General features: G+C 69.2%; 26 protein-coding genes and 1 pseudogene. 14 read left to right on the top strand and 13 right to left on the bottom strand.

Annotated elements, in window-relative coordinates; genetic code table 11:
- Positions 1–14: 14 nt before the first annotated feature.
- Complete coding sequence (locus tag NQ151_RS05575; RefSeq protein WP_257508193.1) at positions 15–713, bottom strand: response regulator transcription factor; 699 nt, start codon at positions 711–713, stop codon at positions 15–17.
- Between the two features lie 114 nt (positions 714–827).
- On the opposite strand from NQ151_RS05575, the gene NQ151_RS05570 reads away from it, so the two are divergent.
- The 3 genes from NQ151_RS05570 (at position 828) to ygfZ (ending at position 2937) form a co-directional block, all read left to right on the top strand.
- Complete coding sequence (locus tag NQ151_RS05570) at positions 828–1118, top strand: hypothetical protein (protein ID WP_257527275.1); 291 nt, start codon at positions 828–830, stop codon at positions 1116–1118.
- 134 nt (positions 1119–1252) lie between these two features.
- The gene (locus NQ151_RS05565) at positions 1253–1852 is read left to right on the top strand and encodes a nitrobindin family protein (protein WP_257508195.1); all 600 of its coding nucleotides are present in this window, start codon (positions 1253–1255) and stop codon (positions 1850–1852) included.
- Positions 1852–2937 (top strand): CAF17-like 4Fe-4S cluster assembly/insertion protein YgfZ, encoded by a 1086-nt coding sequence (ygfZ, locus tag NQ151_RS05560; RefSeq protein WP_257527274.1) that lies wholly within the window; start codon positions 1852–1854, stop codon positions 2935–2937. Before NQ151_RS05565 ends, ygfZ begins: the two co-directional genes overlap by 1 nt.
- A gap of 52 nt (positions 2938–2989) precedes the next feature.
- Here the strand turns inward: ygfZ and NQ151_RS05555 are convergent, their stop codons facing one another.
- Positions 2990–3826 carry a class I SAM-dependent methyltransferase gene (locus tag NQ151_RS05555; RefSeq protein ID WP_257527273.1) on the bottom strand — a complete coding sequence of 279 codons (837 nt, stop codon included), beginning with the start codon at positions 3824–3826 and terminating at the stop codon, positions 2990–2992.
- A gap of 50 nt (positions 3827–3876) precedes the next feature.
- Here NQ151_RS05555 and NQ151_RS05550 point away from each other — a divergent pair, with 50 nt between their 5' ends.
- A complete protein-coding gene (locus NQ151_RS05550) occupies positions 3877–4626 on the top strand; it encodes a phosphoglyceromutase (protein ID WP_257508198.1) in 750 nt (249 codons plus the stop codon).
- A 204-nt stretch (positions 4627–4830) separates the two neighbouring features.
- Here the strand turns inward: NQ151_RS05550 and phoU are convergent, their stop codons facing one another.
- The gene (gene phoU, locus NQ151_RS05545; protein WP_257527272.1) at positions 4831–5517 is read right to left on the bottom strand and encodes a phosphate signaling complex protein PhoU; all 687 of its coding nucleotides are present in this window, start codon (positions 5515–5517) and stop codon (positions 4831–4833) included.
- Between the two features lie 188 nt (positions 5518–5705).
- Between phoU and NQ151_RS05540 the strand changes: the two genes are divergently transcribed.
- Positions 5706–6911, top strand: coding sequence for a sensor histidine kinase (locus NQ151_RS05540; RefSeq protein ID WP_257508200.1), 1206 nt, complete (start codon positions 5706–5708; stop codon positions 6909–6911).
- Positions 6908–7591 carry a response regulator gene (locus tag NQ151_RS05535; RefSeq protein WP_257527271.1) on the top strand — a complete coding sequence of 228 codons (684 nt, stop codon included), beginning with the start codon at positions 6908–6910 and terminating at the stop codon, positions 7589–7591. Before NQ151_RS05540 ends, NQ151_RS05535 begins: the two co-directional genes overlap by 4 nt.
- Before the next feature lie 9 nt (positions 7592–7600).
- Here the strand turns inward: NQ151_RS05535 and NQ151_RS05530 are convergent, their stop codons facing one another.
- Positions 7601–8086: a DNA modification methylase gene (locus NQ151_RS05530; protein ID WP_257508202.1), complete on the bottom strand. Its 486-nt coding sequence runs from the start codon at positions 8084–8086 to the stop codon at positions 7601–7603.
- Between the two features lie 144 nt (positions 8087–8230).
- Between NQ151_RS05530 and NQ151_RS05525 the strand changes: the two genes are divergently transcribed.
- On the top strand, positions 8231–8713 hold the full coding sequence (locus NQ151_RS05525) for a CarD family transcriptional regulator (protein WP_257508203.1): 483 nt from the start codon (positions 8231–8233) through the stop codon (positions 8711–8713).
- A 22-nt stretch (positions 8714–8735) separates the two neighbouring features.
- On the top strand, positions 8736–9932 hold the full coding sequence (ispD, locus tag NQ151_RS05520; protein ID WP_257508204.1) for a 2-C-methyl-D-erythritol 4-phosphate cytidylyltransferase: 1197 nt from the start codon (positions 8736–8738) through the stop codon (positions 9930–9932).
- Between the two features lie 15 nt (positions 9933–9947).
- On the opposite strand, the gene NQ151_RS05515 is transcribed toward ispD, so the two are convergent.
- Both NQ151_RS05515 and NQ151_RS05510 read right to left on the bottom strand, forming a co-directional pair.
- Complete coding sequence (locus tag NQ151_RS05515; protein ID WP_257508205.1) at positions 9948–10409, bottom strand: GNAT family N-acetyltransferase; 462 nt, start codon at positions 10407–10409, stop codon at positions 9948–9950.
- A 16-nt stretch (positions 10410–10425) separates the two neighbouring features.
- Positions 10426–11355, bottom strand: coding sequence for a DMT family transporter (locus tag NQ151_RS05510; RefSeq protein WP_257527270.1), 930 nt, complete (start codon positions 11353–11355; stop codon positions 10426–10428).
- A 79-nt stretch (positions 11356–11434) separates the two neighbouring features.
- On the opposite strand from NQ151_RS05510, the gene cysS reads away from it, so the two are divergent.
- From cysS to NQ151_RS05495, 3 genes are read left to right on the top strand one after another with little or no spacing between them, the layout of a single operon-like run.
- Positions 11435–12865: a cysteine--tRNA ligase gene (gene cysS / locus NQ151_RS05505; protein ID WP_257527269.1), complete on the top strand. Its 1431-nt coding sequence runs from the start codon at positions 11435–11437 to the stop codon at positions 12863–12865.
- Positions 12858–13853, top strand: a complete 996-nt coding sequence (gene rlmB, locus NQ151_RS05500) for a 23S rRNA (guanosine(2251)-2'-O)-methyltransferase RlmB (RefSeq protein WP_257508208.1) — start codon at positions 12858–12860, stop codon at positions 13851–13853. The genes cysS and rlmB overlap by 8 nt, the downstream gene beginning before the upstream one ends.
- Positions 13850–14488, top strand: a complete 639-nt coding sequence (locus NQ151_RS05495) for an NAD(P)-dependent oxidoreductase (RefSeq protein ID WP_257527268.1) — start codon at positions 13850–13852, stop codon at positions 14486–14488. Before rlmB ends, NQ151_RS05495 begins: the two co-directional genes overlap by 4 nt.
- A gap of 33 nt (positions 14489–14521) precedes the next feature.
- Here NQ151_RS05495 and NQ151_RS05490 read toward each other — a convergent pair whose 3' ends face one another.
- Both NQ151_RS05490 and NQ151_RS05485 read right to left on the bottom strand, forming a co-directional pair.
- A complete protein-coding gene (locus tag NQ151_RS05490) occupies positions 14522–15829 on the bottom strand; it encodes a DUF4032 domain-containing protein (RefSeq protein ID WP_257508210.1) in 1308 nt (435 codons plus the stop codon).
- A gap of 72 nt (positions 15830–15901) precedes the next feature.
- Positions 15902–17005, bottom strand: a complete 1104-nt coding sequence (locus NQ151_RS05485) for an ABC transporter ATP-binding protein (RefSeq protein ID WP_257508211.1) — start codon at positions 17003–17005, stop codon at positions 15902–15904.
- Positions 17006–17210: 205 nt separating this feature from the next.
- On the opposite strand from NQ151_RS05485, the gene NQ151_RS05480 reads away from it, so the two are divergent.
- Positions 17211–18161 carry a DsbA family protein gene (locus NQ151_RS05480; RefSeq protein ID WP_257508212.1) on the top strand — a complete coding sequence of 317 codons (951 nt, stop codon included), beginning with the start codon at positions 17211–17213 and terminating at the stop codon, positions 18159–18161.
- A gap of 127 nt (positions 18162–18288) precedes the next feature.
- Entirely contained in the window at positions 18289–18561 is a 273-nt protein-coding gene (locus tag NQ151_RS05475; RefSeq protein WP_257508213.1) for a hypothetical protein, read from the top strand.
- Positions 18562–18793: 232 nt separating this feature from the next.
- Here NQ151_RS05475 and NQ151_RS16750 read toward each other — a convergent pair whose 3' ends face one another.
- From NQ151_RS16750 to NQ151_RS05465, 3 genes are all read right to left on the bottom strand, one after another.
- Entirely contained in the window at positions 18794–19120 is a 327-nt protein-coding gene (locus tag NQ151_RS16750; RefSeq protein WP_350338708.1) for a helix-turn-helix domain-containing protein, read from the bottom strand.
- Positions 19121–19303: 183 nt separating this feature from the next.
- On the bottom strand, positions 19304–19588 hold the full coding sequence (locus NQ151_RS05470) for a transposase (RefSeq protein ID WP_257527267.1): 285 nt from the start codon (positions 19586–19588) through the stop codon (positions 19304–19306).
- Positions 19589–19612: 24 nt separating this feature from the next.
- Entirely contained in the window at positions 19613–20782 is a 1170-nt protein-coding gene (locus tag NQ151_RS05465; RefSeq protein ID WP_257527266.1) for an FAD-dependent monooxygenase, read from the bottom strand.
- A gap of 461 nt (positions 20783–21243) precedes the next feature.
- Between NQ151_RS05465 and NQ151_RS16820 the strand changes: the two are divergent.
- Positions 21244–22408 (top strand): annotated as a pseudogene (locus tag NQ151_RS16820) (IS30 family transposase).
- A 452-nt stretch (positions 22409–22860) separates the two neighbouring features.
- Here the strand turns inward: NQ151_RS16820 and NQ151_RS05450 are convergent.
- Together NQ151_RS05450 and NQ151_RS05445 are read right to left on the bottom strand one after the other, a co-directional pair.
- Positions 22861–23121 (bottom strand): hypothetical protein, encoded by a 261-nt coding sequence (locus NQ151_RS05450; RefSeq protein ID WP_257508218.1) that lies wholly within the window; start codon positions 23119–23121, stop codon positions 22861–22863.
- The gene (locus tag NQ151_RS05445) at positions 23118–23660 is read right to left on the bottom strand and encodes a hypothetical protein (RefSeq protein WP_257527264.1); all 543 of its coding nucleotides are present in this window, start codon (positions 23658–23660) and stop codon (positions 23118–23120) included. Before NQ151_RS05445 ends, NQ151_RS05450 begins: the two co-directional genes overlap by 4 nt.
- Between the last annotated feature and the right edge of the window lie 10 nt (positions 23661–23670).

The raw sequence follows: 23670 nt of genomic DNA, 5'->3' as shown, positions 1-23670 counted from the left end.
CGGATGCCGCCGCGTCACGCCTGCGAGCGCTCGCGGGGAGCGGGCACCTGATCGTCCTCATACACGTTGAAGCGGTACCCGACGTTGCGCACGGTGCCGATGAGCTGCTCGAGGTCGCCGAGCTTGGCGCGCAGGCGCCGCACGTGCACGTCGACGGTGCGCGTGCCGCCGAAGTAGTCGTAGCCCCACACTTCGCTCAGCAGCTGTTCTCGCGTGAACACCCGCGAGGGGTGCGTCGCGAAGAAGTGCAGCAGCTGGAACTCCTTGTAGGTCAGATCCAGCGGCTTGCCGTGCACCTTCGCGGAGTAGGAGGACTCGTCGATCGTGATGCCGGAGGTCTGGATGCGGGTGGAGACCTGCTCCGCCGACTGCCGTCCCACCGCCAGGCGCACCCGTGCGTCGACTTCGGCCGGTCCCGCCGTGACGAGGATGACGTCGTCGATGCCCCAGTCGGTGGACACCGCGGTCAGGCCGCCCTCGGTCACCACGAGCACGAGCGGGGCGTCGAGCCCGGTGGTGGTGAGGATCTTGCACAGTGACTTCGCGCCGACCAGATCGATACGGGCATCCACGAAGATGACATCGGCGCTGGGGGCGTTCACCAGTTGGGCGGGCTCCGCGGGGATCTGGCGCACGCGGTGGCTCAGCAGTTCGAGCGCAGGCAACACGGCAGTGCCGCCAGGCGCGGAACTCAGAACGAGTAGCTGGGCCAACAGAGGATCCTCCCCGCGGCGCGGCGGGCCGCGTCGTGCCCCCATCTTAGGGTGCCGTCGCCGCACCGATCGCACGCACAGCCAGAAGGGGGTGCGGTGGTCCACAATGGTGAGATGTCCATTCCCGAACTCGCCCCGCGGCGCACCTTCGGCGGCATCGTCGCCGTGTGGGTGGTCGCGGCCGTTGCCGCCGTGGTGATCGGCGTGCTGTCCCCGCCGGAGTGGCGGTCGGCGTGGGTGACGGTGGCGCTGGGCGGATGCCTGGTGCTCGCGTTCGCCGTGCAGCTGTTCTACGGCCGGTCGCAGCAGTTCACCGAGCGCATGGCGGTGAGCGTCCTCGGCGCACTGCTGGTGATGGGGCTCATCGGCCTGGGGTTCGGGCTGGCGACCCTCGTTCCGGCGTAGAGTGCTACCTATGGATCTCTTCGCCCTCGAGATGTTCTTCGTCGGTCTGCTCGGCCTGGCAGGCCTCGCGATCGCTTTCGTATCCGGCGTGGTGCTGAAGAACCTCTACCGCGGCCAGCGCTGACGGCGGCGCCGTGCTCGAGCTGCCGACCGATCTACCAGCGGACCTCGTCCCGCTGTCCTGGCTGCTCGGCGTCTGGGAGGGCACCGGGGTCATCGACTACGAATCCGGTGACGGCCGTCGCCTGGAGGGCGAGTTCGCCCACCGCGTGAGCTTCAGCCACGACGGTGGCGACTACCTCAACTACTCCGCCGACGCCTGGCTGCTCGGCGACGTGCGACTGCCGCTGGTGGCGGAGACCGGTTTCTGGCGGCTCGGCCGCCCCGCGAGCGACGCCGACGCCGGCCCCGGGCTGCTACCTGCCACCGCGGACCCGGTCGTGCGCACCGTCGACGATGTCGAGGCGCTGCGCACCGAGGAGGGCGGCTTCGCCATCGAGGTGTCGATCGTGCACTCCGACGGCGTCAGCGAGCTGTACCTCGGGCAGGTGCGCGGTCCCCGCATCGACATCGCGACGGATGCCGTGATGCGTTCGGCATCCACCAAGCCCTATGCCGCAGCGACGCGCATGTACGGACTGGTCGAGAACCACCTGCTGTGGGCCTGGGACATCGCTGCGCTCGGTGCCCCGCTGGCCTCCCACGCGTCGGCGCGTCTGGCCCGGGTGCAGTGATGACCGATCCGTTCACCGCCGTCCCCGGCGCTGTCGTCGACGACGGCCGCCTGGTGCACCTCGGTGCGCCCACCACGGAGCAGCGTTCCCTCGCGCAGGGCACCGCCGTCGCGCCGCTGGGCGACCGCAGCGTGCTCGCCGTGACCGGCGAGGACCGGCTGTCGTGGCTGGATTCGCTGTCTTCGCAGGCACTGACCGCACTGGCGGCGGGGGAGAGCACCGAGTTGCTGATACTCGACCCGCGCGGTCATGTCGAGCACGCGGCATCCGTCGTCGATGACGGCGAGACCACGTGGCTCATCGCCGACGCCCCGGATGCCGCGGGGCTGCTGGCCTGGCTGACGCGCATGCGCTTCCGGTTGCGGGTGGCGCCGCGGGACGCCTCGGACGAGGTCGCCGTCATCGGCGGGACCGCCGCCGCGGTGGCCCGGGCCGTGCCCGACGCCCTCGCAGTGTGGGTGGACCCGTGGCCGCAGGTGGGCGCCGGCGGCTGGGGTTACGCCCCCGCCGAACCGCACCCCGGTGCCGAGCGCGACTGGAGCGAGGCGATCGTGCCCCGCGCGGTGCTGCAGCGGCTCGCCGACGCTGCGATCGCAGGCGAGATCGCGCTGGCGGGAACGCTGGCCGCCGACGCGCTGCGGGTCGCCGCGTGGCGTCCGCGTGCCGTGACCGAGGGGGGCGAGCGCACCCTGCCGCACGAGGCCGATTGGCTCCGCACGGCCGTGCACCTGAACAAGGGCTGCTACCGCGGTCAGGAAACCGTCGCGAAGGTGCACAACCTGGGCCACCCGCCCCGGCGCCTGGTCGCGCTGCAGCTGGACGGCAGCGATGCGATGCTCCCCGAACGCGGTGCCGCGGTGCGCCGCGACGGCGACGCGATCGGCGAGGTCACCTCGGTCGCCCACCACTATGAAGAGGGGCCGATCGCGCTCGCGTTCGTCAAGCGCTCGGTGCCGCTGGACGCCGCACTCACCGTCGACACCCCCGACGGCGTCATCGCCGCCGCGCAGGAGACGATCGTGCCGCCCGACGCCGGCGCCACCGCCGCCGTGCCGCGCCTGCCGCGGCTGTCGCGCCGCCGCTGACCCGCGCCCGCGTCAGCTGACCCGAGCCCGCGTCAGCTGACCCGAGCCCGCGTCAACGCGGAGCGACCGCGTCCCACGGCAGGGTGACCTCGCCGAGACGCCACCGCCCCGGCGCCTGCACCGGCCAGCCGGAATCGACCATCGCCTGCAGCGCCGTGCGCCAGCGGTGCACCGGTCCGAACGGGGAGACGACGGCGGCCTGATCCCAGTGCCGGTCCAGCGCTGTGAACAGGTCGTGCACGCGTTCGCCGGGCACGTTGCGGTGGATCAGCGCCTTCGGCAGCCGCTCGGCGGCGATCGACGGCTGCAGCAGTCCCGGCAGGCGCAGCGAGATGGTGAGGGAGCGCGGCGCGGCATCCGCACCCACCTCGATCCACGTACACACCCGGCCGATCTCGTCGCAGGTGCCTTCCACCAGGATGCCGCCGGGCGCGAGCCGCGCGGTCATGCGGCGCCAGGCGCCCGCGACGTCGGCCTCGTCGTACTGCCGCAGCACGTTGAACGCGCGCACGACGGTCACCGGGCGCGGCGCGGGCACTTCGAAACCGCCGCGCGCGAAGGACACCCGGGCATCGGGGGCGAAAGTGCCCAGCCCCGCCCGCACCTCGGCCAGCTGGGCGTTGGCCCGCGCGACCCGGCCCGGGTCGATCTCGAGCCCCAGCACCTCGACGCCGGGGCGCAGGAGTCGCAGCCGGGCCTCCAGCTCGAACGCCGTCACTCCGCTGGCGCCGTAGCCGAGATCGACCACGAGCGGGTCGGCGGACGCCCGCAACGAGGGGTGGCGGGCGATCCACCGGTCGACGCGGCGCAGGCGATTGGTGTTCGTGGTTCCGCGCGTGATCTGCCCGACCGGGGTGGACATGATCCGCCCGGCCGGGCTGGGTTTCATACGCCCATCATCTCAGGTGCCGTTGAGAGGCCCCCGAGTAGGATTGCCCTATGACCGAGCCCTATACCCTCATCTTGCTCCGACATGGCCAAAGCGAGTGGAATGAGCTGAATCTGTTCACCGGATGGGTCGATGTGCGCCTCACGGCGCAGGGGAAGGCAGAGGCCCAGCGCGGTGGCGAGCTCATGGCCGAAGCGGGCCTGCTGCCGGACATCCTGCACACCTCGGTGCTCAGCCGCGCCATCCAGACCGCCGACATCGCGCTGGATGCCGCCGACCGGCTGTGGATCCCCGTGAAGCGCTCGTGGCGCCTCAACGAGCGTCACTACGGCGCGCTGCAGGGCAAGGACAAGGCGCAGACGCTCGCCGAGTTCGGCCAGGAGCAGTTCATGCTGTGGCGCCGTTCGTTCGACGTGCCGCCGCCGCCCCTGTCCGCCGACAGTGAGTTCAGCCAGGCGAACGACCCGCGCTACGTCGGCATCGACGGGGACATCCCCGACACCGAGTCGCTCAAGCTCGTCATCGACCGCCTGCTGCCGTACTGGCACGACGAGATCGTCCCCGACCTGCAGACCGGCAAGACCGTGCTCGTCACGGCGCACGGCAACTCGCTGCGCGGGCTCGTGAAGCACCTTGAGGGAATCAGCGACGACGACATCGCGCAGCTGAACATCCCCACCGGCATCCCGCTGGTCTACCGCCTCGGCGCCGACTTCACCCCGGTCGCACCGGGCGAGTACCTCGACCCGGAGGCTGCTGCCGCGGGAGCTGCCGCCGTGGCCGCGCAGGGCAAGAAGTAACAGCCACAAACGACGAGGGACGGATGCCACGTGGCATCCGTCCCTCTTCGCTTCTCACCGACCTCACGCAATGGACGGTTCGGTCGTCGCGTACGTCCCTCGATCGCCCGGAAGACGGCACGGATGTGACGACTGAAGGCGACTGACCCGGCGCCGGAGCTCGCAGGCGCTCTCCGCCCGCGCAATAGGTGCTGGGCCGCGGGGTCAGGCGTGCTGCTGCGCGCGCAGCATCTCCAGCGTCTCGGTGTCGGGGGTCCAGTCCCCCGTGGCGAGGTACAGCACCTTCTTCGCGACCGACTCGGCGTGGTCGGCGAACCGCTCGTGGTAGCGGCTGGCGAGCGTGGCATCCACCGTCGCTGCCGCCTCGCCCTGCCAGTTATCGCTCAGCACCTTCTCGAACACCGAGATGTGCAGGTCGTCGAGCTTGTCCTCCGCGGTGCGGATCTGCTCGACCAGTGCGAGGTCTTCGGTGCGCAGCAGCTCGGTCAGCAGGCGGGCGACCTCGACATCGAGCTCGCCCATCTTGATGAACGTGTTCTTCAGGCCGCGCGGGATCGCGCGCTCCGGGAAGCGCATGCGGGTGAGCTGGGCGATGTGCTCCGCGATGTCGCCCATGCGCTCCAGCGATGCCGACACCCGCAGGGCCGCCACGACGATGCGCAGGTCTCGCGCCACCGGCTGCTGACGCGCCAGGATCTGAATCGCCAGCTCGTCCAGGGCGATCGCCTTGTCGTCGATGACCTGATCGGCTTCGATGACCTCTTCGGCCAGGCCCACGTCACTGGCGCTGAATGCGCGCGTCGCCTTGTCGATGGCCACCGTGACGAGCTCGGAGATCTCGACGAGACGTCCCTGAACGTCCTCGAGGGACTGATGGAAAACTTCGCGCATGGCTGCACCTTCCTTGTCGCGGTGCGCAGCACCGCTCTGGCCGCGCGGCCGACGTCGTTCGCGGGCTCGGCGATTCTTGTCGGCGAAGGTTAACGAACGGTGCCGCGGGAGTGAATTGTATCTCGCGCGCATCCGGGACCGTCGGATGCCGACGGAGCGGCGGCGCGGGGCACGCTTACGCTGGAGTCATGGACTCGCTGCAGCTTGCGCTGCTTGCCCTGCTGGTGGGGATGATCGTCGGCGTTTCAGTGGCGATGCTCATCGCGCTGGCGCTGCGCGCCCGGGACCGCGCGTTGGCGATGGGTTCCTCGCACATCCCCGAGGGCGTACATGCCGTGCTCGGCGGCATGGAAGACATCGCCGTCATCGTGGATGCCTCGTTCACGATCGTCGCCGCGTCCGCCGCGGCGCAGATGTTCGGGATGACGGAGGGCGTCGCGGTGACCAGCCCCGAGCTGCGTGCGCTGGTGCGCGGGGCGCGCACGACCGGTCGACCCCACAACGAGACGCTGCGGCTCGGTCGCAGCGCCCCGCTGGCGCCCACGCGGCTGGTCACAGCGCGGGCGAGCGTGGTGACACCGCGCCTGGTGCTGCTGATCGTGCGCGACATCAGCGAGCGCGAGCGGGTGGAGGACATGCGCCGCGACTTCGTCGCCAACACCAGTCATGAGCTGAAGACGCCGGTGGGTGCGGTCATGCTGTTGTCCGAAGCGATCGAGTCCGCCGCCGACGACCCCGCGCAGGTGCGGGCCTTTGCCGGTCGGTTGCACGCGGAGGCGGCGCGGCTGGGGCAGTTGACCGGCAGGATCCTGAACCTGTCGCGGTTGCAGGCATCCGACCAACTCGCCGAAGTGCGCGACGTCGCCATCGACCAGGTGGTCGCCGCAGCGATCGACGCGCATCAGACGCAGGCGGAGGCCGCCGAAGTGGAGCTGGTGCGCGGCGGCGACCGCGGCCTGTTCGTACGAGGTGATGCGCAGATCCTCGCCGAAGCGGTGGGAAACCTGGTGGCCAATGCGATCGCGTACTCGCCGGCCGGTTCCCGCGTGGGCATCGGGGTGAAGGCGGTCGACGGCGTCGTGGAGATCGCCGTGACCGATCGTGGCATCGGCATTCCCGAGGGCGAGCAGGACCGCGTGTTCGAACGGTTCTACCGCGCCGATCAGGCCCGCTCCCGCCGCACCGGCGGCACCGGACTGGGACTGTCGATCGTCAAGCACGCCGTGCAGCGCCACGGCGGCGACGTGCGGCTGTGGTCACGGCCGGGGCAGGGATCCACCTTCACGATCCGGTTGCCGCGTTCCGAGCCGCCCGCGCCCGATGCCCAGCAGCGTAAGAAGAGGACCAGGTCCACACCCGACCGGGCCCCCGTGGCGAATGGAGAACACCGATGACCCGTGTGCTGATCGTGGAGGACGAGCCGGATCTGGCCGACCCTCTCGCCTACCTGTTGCGCCGCGAGGGCTTTGAGGTGGACATCGCCGAGGACGGCCACCGGGCGCTGGAGCTGTTTCAGGCCAACGGCGCCGACATCGTCCTGCTGGACCTGATGCTGCCGGGGATCCCGGGCACCGAGGTGTGCCGGCAGATCCGCACGACCTCGGCGGTGCCGATCATCATGCTCACCGCCAAGGACGCCGAGGTCGACATCGTCGTGGGGCTGGAACTGGGCGCGGACGACTACGTCACCAAGCCGTACTCGTCGCGTGAACTGCTCGCCCGAATGCGGGCGGTGCTGCGCCGCAGCGCGTCCCAGGACATCGACCTGGATGAGCGGGTGCTCACCGGGGGCCGGGTCACCGTCGATCTCGACCGGCACGCGGTGGCGGTGGACGGCAAGGAGATCAGCATGCCGCTGAAGGAATTCGAGCTGCTCGAAGTGCTGATGCGCAACGCCGGGCGGGTGCTCACGCGGGGTCAGCTGATCGACCGGGTGTGGGGGAGCGACTACTACGGCGACACCAAGACGCTCGACGTGCACATCAAGCGCATCCGCTCGCGCATCGAGGAGAACCCGAGCGAGCCGGTGATGCTGGTCACCGTGCGGGGGCTCGGGTACCGCTTCGAAGCGTGACCGCCTGGGTCAGTCGGTGATGAACTGGTCCTCGACCGGCACGAACTCCGAGTAGTACGGCAGCGCGCCGTCGAGCACGGGGATCTCCACCCGGGCGCCTTCGGCGCCGCCGGACTGCACCCCGATCGGCGTGGTCGCGCCGGGCGGAGTGTCGAGCTCGGCGATCAGCAGCGGGTCCTCGTCGACGCCGAGGGTCACGGCAGTGCCGCCATCGAGCAGCCAGACACCGATGTCACCGTTCTCGAATCCGATGTTGACCGTCTGCGGCTCGGTCGAGGTGTTCACCAACGACGCGATGAAGTTGCCGGCCGAGCCGTCTTCGTTCGCGATGATCATCGCGTTGCGCACGTCGACGGGGCCCGAGTCGGGCACGTTGACGCCGTCAGAGGGGGAATAGGTGATCGTGGTCGCCTGCGGGGCGATCATGTTGCAGCCGGTCGCTCCCAAGACGACGGCGGCACCCATAGCGAGCGACGCGAGCAGGCGCGATTTCACGGTTCCTCCTGGAGAGCAGACGGCAATCTGAGCAGTCTACGCGGTGCCCGAGGATCGCCCGCGAACCGCGGGAAGCCGCCCGCCGGAGAACCTTAGCGTATGGGGGCTGTGGTATCCTAGAGGTTGCCGAAAGGACACAGCTGCATGCTTTTTGAGGTTGGCGAGACGGTGGTTTACCCGCACCACGGGGCCGCGACGATCATTGAGGTCAAAGAACGAGTCATCAAGGGTGAGACGAAGAAGTATCTCAAACTGAACGTGACCCAGGGCGACCTGATCATCGAGGTGCCGGCGGACAACGTCGACCTGGTGGGCGTTCGCGACGTGATCGGTCAGGAAGGCCTGGACCGCGTTTTCGAGGTGCTGCGCGCCCCGTTCACGGAGGAGCCCACCAACTGGTCGCGCCGGTACAAGGCGAACCTTGAGAAGCTCGCCTCCGGCGATGTCATCAAGGTCAGCGAGGTCGTCCGCGACCTGTGGCGCCGGGATCAGGACCGCGGCTTGTCCGCTGGTGAGAAGCGCATGCTGGCCAAGGCCCGCCAGATCCTCATCTCCGAGCTCGCGCTCGCAGAGAAGACCGACGAAGAGCGCGCCGGCCTGGTGCTCGACGAGGTCCTCGCAAGCTGACGCCGCCCGGTAGGTTCGAGGCGTGAACATCACGCCCGTTCCCCGTGTCGCGGTGATCGTCGTCGCCGCCGGCTCAGGCACTCGCCTGGGATCCGGCGGACCGAAGGCGTTCGTCGGGCTCGACGCTCATACGATCCTGCGCCACTGTCTGCACGGCGTCTTCGCCGCGCCGTCGGCGCAGGTGATCGTCGTCGCGCCCGCGGGGCGTGAAGGCGACGCTCTCACCGACGCCCTCGAGGCCGCCGGCGATCGCCGCGACCTCGTGCACGTCGTCACCGGCGGAGCGACCCGGCAGGCTTCGGTCGCCGCGGGCCTGCACGCCGTCTGGCCCGACGTGGAAATCGTGCTCGTGCACGACGCTGCCCGCGCGCTCACGCCGCCCGAGGTCTTCGACCGGGTCATCGCGGCGATCGACCAGGGCGCAGCCGGAGCCATCCCGGCGCTGCCGGTGGTCGACACCCTCAAGCGCGTCGAGGGTGACCGCATCGTCGCCGCCGTCGACCGCGCCGAGCTCGCTGCCGCGCAGACCCCGCAGGGGTTCCGCCGTGACCTGCTGGAGGCGGCCTACCGCGCGGCATCCACGGACTTCACCGACGACGCCGCGCTCGTGGCATCCGCCGGTCACCGCGTCGTGACCGTCGCCGGGTCCGAGCGCAGTTTCAAGATCACCACCCCCGCCGACCTCGAGCGCGCCCGCGGACTGCTTGCGCCGCTCGCGGCGGCGCACAGCGCGATCGACGCGCCCCCGCGCGCCCCACGGGTGGGGGTGGGCACCGACGTGCACGCGTTCGGCGGCGAAGGGGCGCTGTGGCTGGCCGGGCTGGAATGGCCGGGGGAGCAGGCGCTGTCGGGCCACTCCGACGGCGACGCCATCGCCCACGCAATCGTCGATGCGCTGCTGGCCGCCGCCGGGCTGGGCGACATCGGAACCCACTTCGGCACCGACCGTCCCGAATACGCCGGCGCGCACGCCGACGCCTTCCTCGCTCGGACCCGCGCGCTGCTGGGCGAGGCGGGCTGGGCCGTGGGGAACGTGTCGGTGCAGGTGCAGGCGAACCGCCCCCGGCTGTCCGCGCGCCGCGTCGAGGCCGAGGCCGCGCTGTCGGCCGCGCTCGGCGCCCCGGTGTCGGTGTCGGCGACGACGACCGACGGCCTGGGGTTCACCGGCACCGGCGACGGCGTCTCGGCGTTCGCGGTCGCCCTCGTCGTTCCGGTGTGAACGGTGTGAGCGGCGTCAGAGCTCGCGGGTGAAGAAGACCGACAACCGGTCTTCGACGTAGCCGTCGAACGGCCCGCACGGGGTGAAGCCCTCGCTGAGGTAGAGGCTGCGGGCCGCGACGAACTCGTCACCGGCTCCCGTCTCGAGCCACAGGCTGGTGAGGCCCTCGGCGCGCGCCGTCGCCATGATGTGGCGCACCAGCGCGCGTCCGACGCCGGTGCCCAGGTGCGCAGGCGCCACCCGCATCGACTTGATTTCACCGCGGGCGTCGTCCAGCCGCTTCAGGGCGCCGATCCCGGCGAGGTCATCGCCGACCCACGCCGACCACACCCGGATCGCCGGGTCCTGCAGCTGGTCGACGCCGAGCGCGTGCACGCTCTCCGGAGGGGTGTGCTGGTGCATGTCACCCAGGTGCGCGGCCACGAGGGCGCGCGTAGCCGCCCCGGTCAGGTCGTCGCTGCGGATCTCGAGCGTCATGGCTGCATCCCCTCCGTCATCCCTCCACGGCATACGGCTGCGGGTCCCTCGGTGCGCGGGAGCCCCACGCCAGCAGCACCAGCCCCGTCGCCAGCACCGCGAGCCCGCCCACGGCCAGCGCGCTGAGCCGTTCCCCGAGCAGTGCGACCCCCAGGATGCCGGCCGTCAGCGGCTCCGCGAGCGTCAGAGTGGCCGCCGTCGCCGCGGTCAGCCGCTGCAGACCCCAGGTGAACAGGGTGTACGCCACCGCGATGGTGGCCACCCCCAGCCACAGCGCCATCACGAGGCCGGTGGGGGTGAGCACCCACGACAGGTCGACGAACGGCAGCATCAGGATGCCGCAGGCGGCGGCCCCGGCGCCCATGGCCGCAGCGACCGTGAACGGGTCCCAGCCGGCATCCATCAGCCGTCGCTGCGCATTGGCGATGACGGCGAACGACGCCGCGGCCCCGAGCGAACCGAGCAGCCCCCAGGGATCCACACCCGCCGAGGCGCCCGCGCTGCCGCCGAACGCGAGCAGCACGACGCCGGTCGTCGCCAGTGCGGTCGCGGCCATCCAGGCCCGGCTGGGCAGCCGCCGGGTCAGCAGCCACTCCAGCGCGCCCGCCATCACCGGCGCCGACCCCAGCGCGATCACAGTGCCCACCGCGACGCCGTTGCGTTCGGTGCCGGCGAAGAACAGCGGCTGGTACAGCGCCAGGCACACCCCGGTCGCCGCCATCAGCAGCAGGGCGCGGCGGTCGAGGGTGGGCCGCGGTGCCGCCGGTGTCACGCGGCGATGCCGGCGCGCGAGGGAGAAGGCGATGGCGGCGAGCCCCGCACCGCCGATCACCAGGCGCACCGCGCCGATGCCGAAGGGGGTCGCGTCGTCCGGTCCGAGCGCCTGCGAGGTGCCGGTCGTGCCGAACAGTACGGCGGCGGCGAGCACGGCGAGAACGGGAAGCACGCATCAGTTCTAGCCGATCGGTGTGTCGGCCTGATCACGGCGCCCCGGGGCGGGGTGGTGCCGCCGGTAGGCTGGTGCAGTGACGAACCGGGGATCGGGCGTGAAGCTCTACGACACGAAGACGCAGAAACTGCGCGACTTCGTCCCCGCCGACCCCGCCAACGTCACCGTCTACGTCTGCGGTCCCACCGTGCAGTCGGGTCCCCACATCGGGCACCTGCGCGGCGCGCTGAGCTTCGACATCCTGCGGCGGTGGCTCGCCCACCGCTTCGGGCGGGTCACGTTCGTGCGCAACGTCACCGACATCGACGACAAGGTGCTCGCCAACGCCACGCCCGCCGAGCCCTGGTGGGCGCTGGCGTACCGCATGGAACTGGAATTCACGCGTGCGTACTCGGCGATCGGCATCCTGCCGCCGACGTATGAGCCGCGTGCGACGGCGTCTATCCCGCAGATGCAGGAGATCATCGCCCAGCTCATCGACGCCGGCCACGCCTACGCCGCCGGCGACGGCGCCGGCGCCGGGGACGTGTACTTCGACGTGCGCTCCTGGCCCGCCTACGGCGAGCTGACGCGGCAGTCGCTGGATGCGATGGAACCGGCCGCCGACGCCGACCCGCGTGGCAAGCGCGACCCCCGCGACTTCGCACTGTGGAAGGGCGCCAAGCCCGAGGAACCCGCGGATGCCGCGTGGGAGTCGCCGTGGGGACGCGGCCGGCCCGGCTGGCACATCGAATGCTCTGCCATGGCGCGGCGCTACCTCGGATCGTCGTTCGACATCCACGGCGGCGGCCTGGATCTGCGCTTCCCGCACCACGAGAACGAACTGGCCCAGTCCACCGCGGCGGGCGACGCGTTTGCCGGCTACTGGGTGCACAACGGCCTGGTGACCGTCGGTGACCAGAAGATGTCGAAGTCACTGGGCAACTTCCTGCTCGCCGATGACGTGCTCGGCAAGCGCGACCCGCTGGTGGTGCGGTACGCCCTCGCGGCGGCGCACTACCGCTCGAACCTCGACATCACGGATTCGTCCTTCGACGAGGCTGACGCCGCGCTCGATCGCATCCGCACCTTCCAGACCCGCGCGGCGCGCACGCTCGGCGCCGGCAGCTGGCTCACCGTGGCCGACCTGCCCGACGCCTTCACGGCGGCGATGGACGACGACCTCGGGGTGCCGCAGGCGCTGGCCGTCGTGCACGAGCACGTGCGGGCCGGAAACGCCGCCCTCGACGCCGACGACCGTGACGCCGCCGCGCGAGCCGCGGTGCAGGTGGGACGCATGACGGGGCTGCTCGGACTCAACCCCGAAGACCCTCGCTGGGCCGCCGTCGACGGCGGCCCGACGGCATCCGCCCTCGACGCGCTCGTGCAGGCGATGATCACCCAGCGCGCTCAGGCGCGCACCGACAAGGACTGGCCAGCGGCCGACCGCATCCGCGATGCGATCGCCGCCGCCGGCATCACTCTGGAGGACACTCCGGACGGAACACATTGGAGTATCGATGGTTAAGCCAGGACGCCCCGGCGCAGGCAAGGGCAACAAGAAGGGCCCCACCAAGGGCACCGGCGGCAAGAACAAGCGTTCCCTGGAGGGGCGTGGTCCGACACCCAAGGCCGAGGACCGCGCCTGGCACCCCGCCGGCAAGCGCAAAGCCGCCGCGGAGCGCTACGCCGCCGCCGGCGGCAAGGGCACGCCCGCGTCCAAGACGGGTCCCCGTCGCGCCACCGGGCGCAAGGACGAAGACACCGAAACGGTCACCGGCCGCAACTCGGTGCTGGAGGCGCTGCGGGCCAAGATCCCCGCGACGGCGTTCTACATCGCCCAGCGGGTGGAGATGGACGACCGCGTCAAGGAGATGCTCTCGCTCGCCACCAACCGCGGCATCCCCGTGCTCGAGGTCACCCGCCCGGAGCTGGACCGCATGGCCGGGTTCGACGGCGTGCACCAGGGCGTCGCGCTGAAGGTGCCGCCGTACGAGTACGCGCACCCGCAGGACCTGCTGGAGGAGATCCTCGAGAAGGGGCAGACCCCGCTGCTGGTCGCCCTGGACGGCATCACCGACCCCCGCAACCTGGGCGCCATCATCCGCTCCACCGCCGCGTTCGGCGGGCAGGGCGTCATCGTCCCGCAGCGTCGCAGCGCGAGCGTCAACTCGGCCGCGTGGAAGACCAGCGCAGGCGCCGCCGCACGCACCCCCGTCGCGATGGCACCCAACCTCACGACCACGCTGAAGGAACTCAAGAAGCAGGGCCTGTTCGTGCTCGGGCTCGACGGTGCCGGCGACGTGTCGCTGCCGGACCTGCAGCTGGCCGACCGTCCGGTGGTCATCGTGGTGGGCTCCGAGGGCAAGGGCCTGTCGCGTCTGGTGACCGAGACCTGCGACCAGATCGTGTCGATCCCGATCTCGGCGGCGACCGAGTCGCTCAACGCCGGCATCGCGGCATCCGTCGCGCTGTACCAGGTGTCCGCGATGCGCTCCACGAAGGCCGGGGCATGACCCGCATCGCCGTCATCGGCGGCACCGGCTACGCCGGGCGCAACATCGTCGCCGAAGCGGTCGACCGCGGGCACACGGTGATCTCGGTCGCCCGCACGGTGCCGGGCGACCGCATCGAGGGTGCGACGTACCTGGAGGGCAACATCCTGGATGTGCCCTCGCTCGTCACGTCGCTGGAGGGTGTCGAGGTCGTCGTGGTGGCCACCTCGCCCCGCGGCGACATGGCCGGCAAGATGCGGGATGCCATCGCGCAGTTGGTCGCCGCACTGCCCGAAGACGTGCGGGTCGGCGTCATCGGCGGTGCCGGCGGGAGCCTGGTCGCTCCCGGTGGTCCCCGCCTGATCGACACCGACTTCCCCGAGGAGTACAAGGCGGAGTCGCTCGAGCTGATCGGCGTGCTGGAAGACCTGCAGGCGACGGATGCCGCCCGCGACTGGTTCTTCGTGCACCCCGCGGGCGCGTTCGGCGCCTGGAACGTGGGGGAGCGCACCGGGACCTATCGCGACGGCGGGGACGTGCTCGTCGTCAACGAGGCGGGGGAGTCGTTCATCTCCGGTCCCGACCTGGGCGTGGCGGTGCTCGACGAGATCGAGTCGCCGAAGCACCCGCGCGACCGCTTCACCGTGGGGTACTGACCCGCGAACCCGCGTGTGAGTGGCTTTGACCGCTCAGACCAGGTCGCGCCAGTCGACCGATTCTTCTTCGTCGTCGGTCACCGGGATGGCCGAGGTGGACATCAGGACCGACAGGGTCTCCGTCTCGGGGCCGACGACGGTCGCCTCGTCGCGGCGGTGACGCAGCACGTTCTCGATGTAGGACGTCAGCGTCTCGGCCAGCGGCACCGAGCGGCCCCGGCCCTGTGACATGTACCAGCGGTGCTCCAGCACCTGGTGGAACACCTCGGCGGGCTCGAGCTTGGCGCGCAGGTCCCACGGGATGGCCTTCACGACCGGCTCGAACACACGGGTGAGCCACTCGTGGGCCACCATGTCCTCGTCCGACCCCAGGCGGGAGACGCGGGCGGCGAACTCGTCGAGGTCGTTGAGCAGACGGCGGGCCTGGTTCTCTTCCACGTCCAGCCCGGTCAGCCGCAGCAGGCGCCGCTGGTGGTGCCCGGCGTCGACGACCTTCGGCTGGATCGACACCCGGGTGCCGTCGGCGGTGGACTGGATCGACATCTCGCCGATGTCGAAGCCGAGATCGTTGAGCCGGTTCACTCGCTCGGTGATGCGCCACGACTCGTTCGCGGCGAACGTCTCGCGGTCCGTCAGTGCAGCCCACAGGGAGTGGTAGGACGAGACGATGCCGTCGGCGATCGCCACGGCATCCACTCCGCCCTCCAGGCGTCCACCGGCCTCGAGATCCATGATCTCGCCGGCGATGTTGGTGCGCGCCACGTCGAGGTCGTGCTCGCGCTGACCGCGGGTGAGGCCGGATTCGTGCAGCTCACCCGTCTCGGCGTCGACGAGGTAGGCCGCGAACGCGCCGGCATCCCGGCGGAACAGCGTGTTCGACAGTGACACGTCACCCCAGAAGAACCCGACGTTGTGCAGGCGCACCAGCAGCAGCGCGAGGGCGTCGACCAGTCGGGACGCCGTGTCGGGGCGCAGCACCTGCGTGAACAGGGCGCGGTAGGGGAGGGAGAACTTCAGGTGCGCCGTGACGAGGGCCGCCGCGAGCGGTTCGCCGTTGTCATCGGTGCGCCCGTCGATGACGGCGACGCGGGAGACGCACGGCACGTCGAGCCGGGCGAGGTTGCCGAGCATCTCGTACTCGCGGCGCGCCATCTCGACCGTGGTCTCCTTGATCGCGACGACCCGGTTGGACAGGTTCGCGAAGCGCACCAGGTGCCGGGAGAGGCCCTTGGGAAGGAAGACGATGTGCTGGGACGGCCAGTCGGCCAGCGGCGTGGACCACGGCAGGGTCAGCAGGCCTGGGTCGACCGAGCTCGCGGTGATGCTGAGGGCTGAGGGCAACGGGTACTCCTGGCGAAAACGACGCGGCGCGGGAGCCCTAAGGCTACCCGCGCCGCGCTGTATCTGGGCTGATCAGGCCGAGACGACCGGCTTGTCGTTGAGGCGCTCGCCCGACTCGATGTCGAACGCGTGCACGTGACCGGCCGTGGCCGCGAGGGTGACCGTCTCACCCGCGTTGGGGTGGTTGCGGCCGTCGACGCGTGCGACGAGGTCGGTGCGCTTGCCGTTGATCTCGGTGTGGCCGTACAGGTAACCGTCGGCGCCGAGCTCCTCGACGAGGTCCACCATGACCGAGAGGCCACGGCCGTCGGCGGGGCCGACGACGATGTCCTCGGGGCGGACACCCACGGTGACCTGGCTGCCGTTGGCGCGGCCGACGGTGTCGCGGTCGAGCGGCACGACCTCGTCACCGAAGCGCACGCCACCCTCGGCGAGGTCGGCGGCGAACAGGTTCATCGCGGGCGAGCCGATGAAGCCGGCGACGAAGACGTTGTTCGGCTTCTCGTACAGGTCGCGCGGGGTGCCGACCTGCTGCAGCAGACCGTCCTTGAGCACCGCGATGCGGTCGCCCATGGTCAGCGCCTCGGTCTGGTCGTGCGTGACGTAGACCGTGGTGACGCCGAGGCGACGCTGCAGCGACGCGATCTGGGTGCGCGTCTGGACGCGGAGCTTGGCGTCGAGGTTCGACAGCGGCTCGTCCATGAGGAACACCTGCGGCTGACGCACGATGGCGCGGCCCATGGCGACGCGCTGACGCTGACCACCCGAGAGTGCCTTCGGCTTGCGGGTCAGGTACTCCTCGAGGTCGAGCAGCTTGGCGGCCTCGAGCACGCGGGCGGCGCGCTCTTCCTTGCCGACGCCGGCGATCTTCAGGGCGAAGCCCATGTTCTCGGCGACCGTCATGTGCGGGTACAGCGCGTAGTTCTGGAAGACCATCGCGATGTCGCGATCCTTCGGCGGGACGTCGGTCACGTCGCGGTCACCGATGAGGATGCGGCCCGAGTTGACCTCTTCGAGGCCGGCCAGCATGCGCAGCGACGTGGACTTGCCACAGCCGGAGGGACCCACCAGCACGAGGAATTCGCCATCGGCGACTTCGAGGTTCAGCTTGTCCACTGCGGGGCGCGTGCCTCCGGGGTACAAGCGGGTTGCGTTGTCGAAAGTGACAGTCGCCATGTTTTCTTCTCCTTCACCGGCAGGTACGTGCCGGACGATCCGTAGTGAAGTTGAGCGGGGCTTATTCCCGCGCGCCCGCCTTCGGGTGCGCGTTCAGTATGTCACGTCTGGGCTTTTCCCAGGCACTCTGACTAGCATCGATAACGCCGCGCATACCCGAGCGGCCCCCGCCGGACAACCGGCCGCACGTCTCCCAGAAGGTTCCATGTCCAGCGACGATCCCTCGACCGCACCCGCCAAGCGCGACGCCCGCGAAGCCGTGCGCGAGAAGGCCCAGCAGGTGCACGCGAAGCAGACGCGAATGCGCCTCATCCGCCGCTCGGTGCTGGCTGTGGCCGCGCTCGCTGTCATGGGGATCATCGCCGGATCGCTGGTCTGGATCGTCTCCAGCAACGCGTCGCAGCCGCAGATGTCGCCCGCGAACGAGGTGGACAACGGCTTCGCGATCTCGTCGGTCTCCGGCCTCGACGACGCCGGGCCGCTCGAAGCCACCGAGGCGACCGACGAAACCACCGACCCGGCGCCGGCGGAGGTCGCCCCCGAGGCTGTGCCGACGCCCGCGAGCGAGTCGGCCGTAGACATCCGCGTGTACGTCGACTACCTGTCGGAGGGGTCGCGCACGTTCCAGATGACCAACATGGAGCAGCTGGCGACGTGGGTCAACGACGGCTCGGCGACGCTCACGTACTACCCGGTCGCGATGCTCAGCGCCAAGTCCAACGGCACCAAGTACTCGCTCCGGGCCGCCAGCGCCGCTGCGTGCGTGGCCACCCACTCGCAGGAGGCGTTCTTCTCGTACACCAACGAGCTGCTCATCAAGCAGCCCGAGGTGGATGCGGACGGGATGTCCGACAAGGAGCTCGCCGACCTCGCCCAGGCATCCGGTGTGCAGGATCCCAAGACGGTGCGCGCCTGCATCGAAGAGGGACGCTTCGCCGCCTGGGCGCGTGACGCCACCGACGGCGCTCTCGCGGGCATTCCCCACACCGACAATTTGGCGCTGACCGGCACGCCGACCGTGCTCGTCAACGGCGAGCCGTATGTCGGCGCGCTGGACGACCCGGCCGAGTTCGCGCAGTTCGTGATGACGCTCGCCAGCGACGCGTACTACCAGGAATCGGCAACCCCGACCCCCACGCCCACCGCCACGCCGTAATCGGCCCCGGCGGCGCTCGCCTGTCGCGCATTCCGCGGCCGGACTGGTCATGCCGCGCCCGCTCTTCGGCAGGTTCGGCGCCCGGAATTTGGCGGTGCGCGCGCACTGAGGGTCGTATGCTCACCGCATGAGCGACTTTCGCGGAATGTGGGGCTTCGGCTGGGGCTTTTTCCTTGTGGGTGTGATCCTGTACCTCGGGATGATCGCACTCGTGCTGTGGGTGGGGTACCTCATCGTGCGCACCGGCGTGAAAAACGGCATCCTGCTCGCCGATCAGGAGCGCGCCGCGGTCGCCGCCGGCCGCACCGGGCCGCCCGCGCCGGCCGGGTGGTACGACACGGCAGCGGGACGCCGCTACTGGGACGGCCGCAACTGGAGCGCACCGCCGACGACTGGGTGACGGCGGCTGGCGCACACCGGACGCTCTAGACTCTGTGGTGGCTTCGTCGGCGACGGCGTAGCACTGCCGGCTTGGCGCAATTGGTAGCGCACCGTACTTGTAATACAGTTCGGGGCGATATCAGAGGTTAGTGCGGGGTGTCAGACCCACTGCCCCCCGTACCCCCGACTGCTCCCGTCGTATCACTGGGCCTCTTCGCCGCTCGCTGAATTTGCGGGGTAAATGCGGGGTTCTACCCTAAGAACCCGCCTCTCCGTAGGGCTTCGACGCTTTCGTCCTGGGTCATGCGCCCGTGGGGGTCGATGCGGTCGATGTACGCGGTCGCGGCACGCATATTCTCCAGTCCGCGTTCATAATCGGCTAAGCGCTGCGCGCGTCGGCGAGGGACCGGTCTGCTTGTGTCCGCTACTGGGCGCTCTGGCCGCATCGCGTCGATCACCTCTGAGACGCGGAAGCGATAGCGGCTTCCGAGTCGGATGTGGGGCAGGTCTCCCCTCTGCGCCATGGAGTACACGGTCGAGCCCGAGCCGCAACTCAGCGAGCACCCACGGCGCCCCATACGTCTGCCGAGAGTCGGCATGGATGCGCCGGATCGTGGCCGTCAGTTCGCCGTCGGCGATGGCCCGCGCAGACGGTGGCCGCCTGGCCCAGTCGTAGTAGCCGGAGGTTGAGATGTTCAGGAACCGGCAGGCCACCGCGACAGGGACACCGTCAGCGGCGAGCTCCTGGACCAACCGGAACCCTATTTTGGGAGCACATTCTCCCGGGCGAAGTACGCCGACGCGCGCTTGAGGATCTCGTTCTCCATCTCCAGAACCCGCAACCGACGACGCAACTCGACGAGCTCCTGATGCTCATCGGTGGTCAGGCCGGGCTTGCGGCCGGAGTCGACCGCGTCCCGGTTCATCCAGTTCCGAAGACAGGATTCGCTGATCCCGAGATCACGGGCGGTCTGGCCGACCGGGTTACCCTGGGCGACCAGATCCAGGGCTCGACGCCGGAACTCCGGCGGGTGGGCAGCAGGCATCTCACGGACTCCTCTCTGAGACGATCATCGCCTCAACTCAGGTGTCCGGAAAAGCGGGTCAAGCTCCCTTCGCTTCGGCCATGCGTGGATGCGTTGACTTAGCGCACCCATGACCTTGCCCGGCGTGAGTCTCAGAGCAGCGTTACGCAGTCCCACCGCTAGAGGGTTTGCAGCTTGCGCGACTCGGCCTGCCATGCGCGAGCGTTGCTGGATCGTGCTGGTTCGTTTCCGGCGGAGGTCGGAGTAGCGCGCGAGCACCGAGTCGAGTTCGTTGATGCCCGCATTGCGAAGCAAGAGTGCCAAAGTAGCGGCGTCTTCGATGCCTTGCCCTGCGCCTTGTCCGAGATTGGGAGTCATTGCATGGGCTGCGTCGCCTAGCAGAACCGCACGTCCGCGCACGAACGAGGGGAGCGGCTTCGCGAGGTCGTAGATGTCGTGTCGCATCACCGCATCCGGCTGGGTCGCGGTGATGCACTCTTGGATCGGATCATGCCACTGGTCGAACTGACGTTGAACTGCCTTGTACTCGTCGCGAAACACCGTGCCTGCTGCTGTGGTCAACGTTCCGAACCAATAGACATGATCATCTGGAAGAGGCACGATCCCGAAAAGCTGTCCGCGCCCCCAGGTCTCGCCGGCCTCTCCGTGAATATCGACAGGGCGGCTGGTGACTCCGCGCCAGGCGGTGTATCCCGCATAGTGGAGTCCGGCGTCCAAGCCGAGCGAGACGCGGTTCCGGCTGCGGATACCATCGGCGACGACTACGAGGTCAAAGTGCTCTGTCCGGGCGTTTACCGTGACGTGCGGGGAGCCGTCAGACGCGACAAGTGCGACGCTCCCCGTGCGCAGGGTTCCGGCTTGCAATTGTCCGGTGAGTGCTCGGTGCAGTTCGACACGGTGGACGCTGCGCATCGAAGCGACCGCGCTTTGAGGCACGGTGATGAGCCACGACCCCGAGGGGTGTCGCTGGCCGGACCGCATCGAGGCGATTGCTCCACTCGAAATGCTTCTGACCACATCGCCAAGGCCCAGCAAGTCCAGCGCCTCGAATGCGTTGCTGAAGAGAGTCAGTCCAGCACCGTCAGGGCTTGGCTTTTGCCTCTGCTCAAAGACCGTCACCTCATGGCCGTCAGATTGCAGCCCGGCAGCAGCCACGAGTCCGCCGATCCCTGCGCCGATTACAGCGATACGCATCACCACTCCTCACCTTCTACAAAAAGAGAGTCTCACGCCAGTACAGCGAGGAGCATCGCCTTGTCGGCGCGTCCGGTCAGACGATTCGCACTACGTGGGGGTACTACATCGCAGGCGCGTGCTTTCACGAGCGTGTTGACCACCACGCGGCCCATCACGGGGGCGGCGGTTCGCTGCATCGGTGCAACGGGTGCTGGGCCCCTGTGACGTACGAACACAACCGCCCCGAGTGTCATCGCTGCCGCGACTGGAATAGCTGCGGACGCGACTGCACACGAAGCGCGATGCTCTGCGAGAACTGCGGTATCCGCGTCGAATTCGCTCTTAGGTAATCGCGAATGCGTGAGCCACCTGCTCGAGCACAGGGACCCAAGGGATGCCGGAGCACGCAGGGGCACCACCCGCGGGCATCGCCCGCATGCGGATCGTTGGGTTCTTGCGGTGGTCGCAACACTTACTGAATGGAGAGTGTTGTGGCGGAGTTGGCGTTGAGGTTCCGGCTCGATGCAGTGCAGCAGGCGTGGGACGGTTTCCAGGCCGGGCTGTTCGCGAGTGAGGTCGGCGAGCAGATTGGGGTGGACCGCACGACGGCGAAACGGATGCTCGTCGCTGCCGGCGGCGTCCGGCCGCGACACGGACGGGACCTGCAGGGCCGGTATCTGTCGTTCGCCGAGCGGGAAGAGATCGCGGTCGGCGTCGCGCGGGGCGAGTCGGTACGCGCGATCGCGAAGCGACTAGGACGCGCGCCGTCGACGGTGTCTCGGGAACTGTCCCGGAACCCCGTGCGTGGCCGATATCGGGCGTCGATGGCGCAGATGACGGCGATGGGGCGGGCGTGCCGGCCGAAGCCGGCGAAGCCGGCGACCAACCTGCGACTGCGTGAGAGAGTGGAGCAGGACCTGGCTAAGCGTCGACCGCCGGAGCAGATCGCCGGCCGGCTGAGGCGAGAGCTCCCCGATGATCCGGAGATGCAGGTGAGCGTGGAGACGATCTACCAGTCGCTCTACGTGCAGTCGCGGGGCGCGTTGAAACAGAAGCTGACCCGGCATCTACGCACCGGGCGCGGGCTTGCGTCATCCCAGTCGGAAGGTCGGGCAGCGCAAGAACCGGATCCCCAACATGGTCAACATCTCGGAGCGACCGCCGACGGCGAGTGATCGGGCCGTCCCGGGAAGCTGGGAAGGCGACCTGATCATCGGCGCGGGGAACATGTCTGCGATTGGCACGCTCGTGGAACGACATTCGAACTTCACGATGCTCGTTCACCTCCCCGACGGCTACAAGCCCGACCAGGTCGCCCCCGCACTGACCCGCAAGATCCAGCAGCTCCCGGTGCAGCTGCGCGGCGCACTGACTTGGGATCAAGGACCAGAGATGCGCGACTGGGAGAAGGTTCGCATCGATACCGGCATCGAGGTGTTCTTCTGCGACCCGCACTCACCCTGGCAACGCGGCATCAACGAAAACACGAACGGGCTGCTGCAGTACTTCCCGAAAGGCACCGACCTCGACGGGTTCACCGAAGGCCAGCTCGACGCCGTCGCCCACGAACTCAACGACCGACCCCGCAAACGGCTCGAGTTCCAAACCCCGAATGAGATCATCAAATCGGTCCTGTTGCGATGACCGCTTGAATCCGCCGATCGGCTATCGGGCAGTGCTCGACAGCCGGGACCCTGTGGGCGGGCACCGTTGCGCGCATGTCGCGTTCAAGTGCTCCACTATGCCCCGGGCACGACCGAGCGATGGAGCCTGTCCGATCTACGGACCTACGGGGCTGAGGATAAAGCGGCCATGGACGCCTTCACATGGAGCGCTCAGAGAAGTAGCAGCGGTTGGCGCGTCCCGCCTTCCGCGGCGAGTCGCTCTTCTCGCCGCTGAACGATCGTCAACGGCGTCACCACCGCATCCTCACCGCCCCCAAATTCGTTCGTTTCCATGTGAAGTCCTGTCAGTCAGCCGGCGAGACGATGCTCAACCGGTGTCGAAAAAAATCTCAGAGAGGGACGTCGGCAGTACCCGGAGACCTGGGCGGCTGAGGCTGAGGGGTACCCTCCCCTGGGTGCTGCGCGGGGTCGTCATGAGATCCGCCCGGTTCTGTCTCTGTTGGTTCGGTCGATGGTGAGCAGTGCTTGGTATGCCTCGGCGAACTCGCCGCGAATGGTGAGTGAGAGACGTGTGCTCTTGGTGATCGAGACCGCAGTGTCTTGGGAGATGGGCATGAACCCTCCGCGGTGTGCTGTGCTGATCGCTTCGCGGAAGACTGCCCATGCTTCGGCTTGCGGTAGGTCGAGGCGGCGATCGTCGATCTGGATGGTCGCGCGGTTGTCTTCGGTCATCGGAGGATGAACGCGTACTGCATCGTGCGCTCGAAGCTGTTCTCCTTGAGCGCGTTGAGGCGGTTGAGGTCTCGCACCACGTCGGTGAGTTCGGGCCGGTGCGCGGTGAACGCATCTTGGACGCTGCGCCATCCGTTCTCGATGGCGCGGCGGAAGATTGCGTGGGCGAGCGAGGTGTCGTTCTGCCGGATGGCGCGCTCGAGCATGGGCTGCGCCTGCTCGGGCTTGGCGATGCGGTCGGCTCGGTCCTGGGCGTCGCGGAAGGCGATGATGTCCGCGGCGGTGCGTCCGCTTGTGGAGTCGATGCGGCCCTGGAGTTCCTGGATCTTGCTGCTGATCAGTTGCTCTTCGCGCTGGCGGAGTTCGCGCAGGCTGGCGCGGTGGCTGTCGTAGCTGCGCTTCTTGGCGTCCTCCTTGCCGGTGGCGCTGAGGCTGGTGTCGCTTTCGATCTCGCGTGTCGCGTTGCCGTGGCTGCGCTGCAGTACTTTGGCGCGGTCGCGGAGGGTGAGGATCTCGTTCTCGAGTGCGTCGAGGGCCATGGTGTTTCCT

It is taken from the genome of Microbacterium sp. zg-YB36 (assembly GCF_024623575.2).
GTDB lineage: Bacteria > Actinomycetota > Actinomycetes > Actinomycetales > Microbacteriaceae > Microbacterium.
Note: the sequence above shows the minus strand (reverse complement) of the source record. Positions and strands in the feature narration are given on the sequence as shown.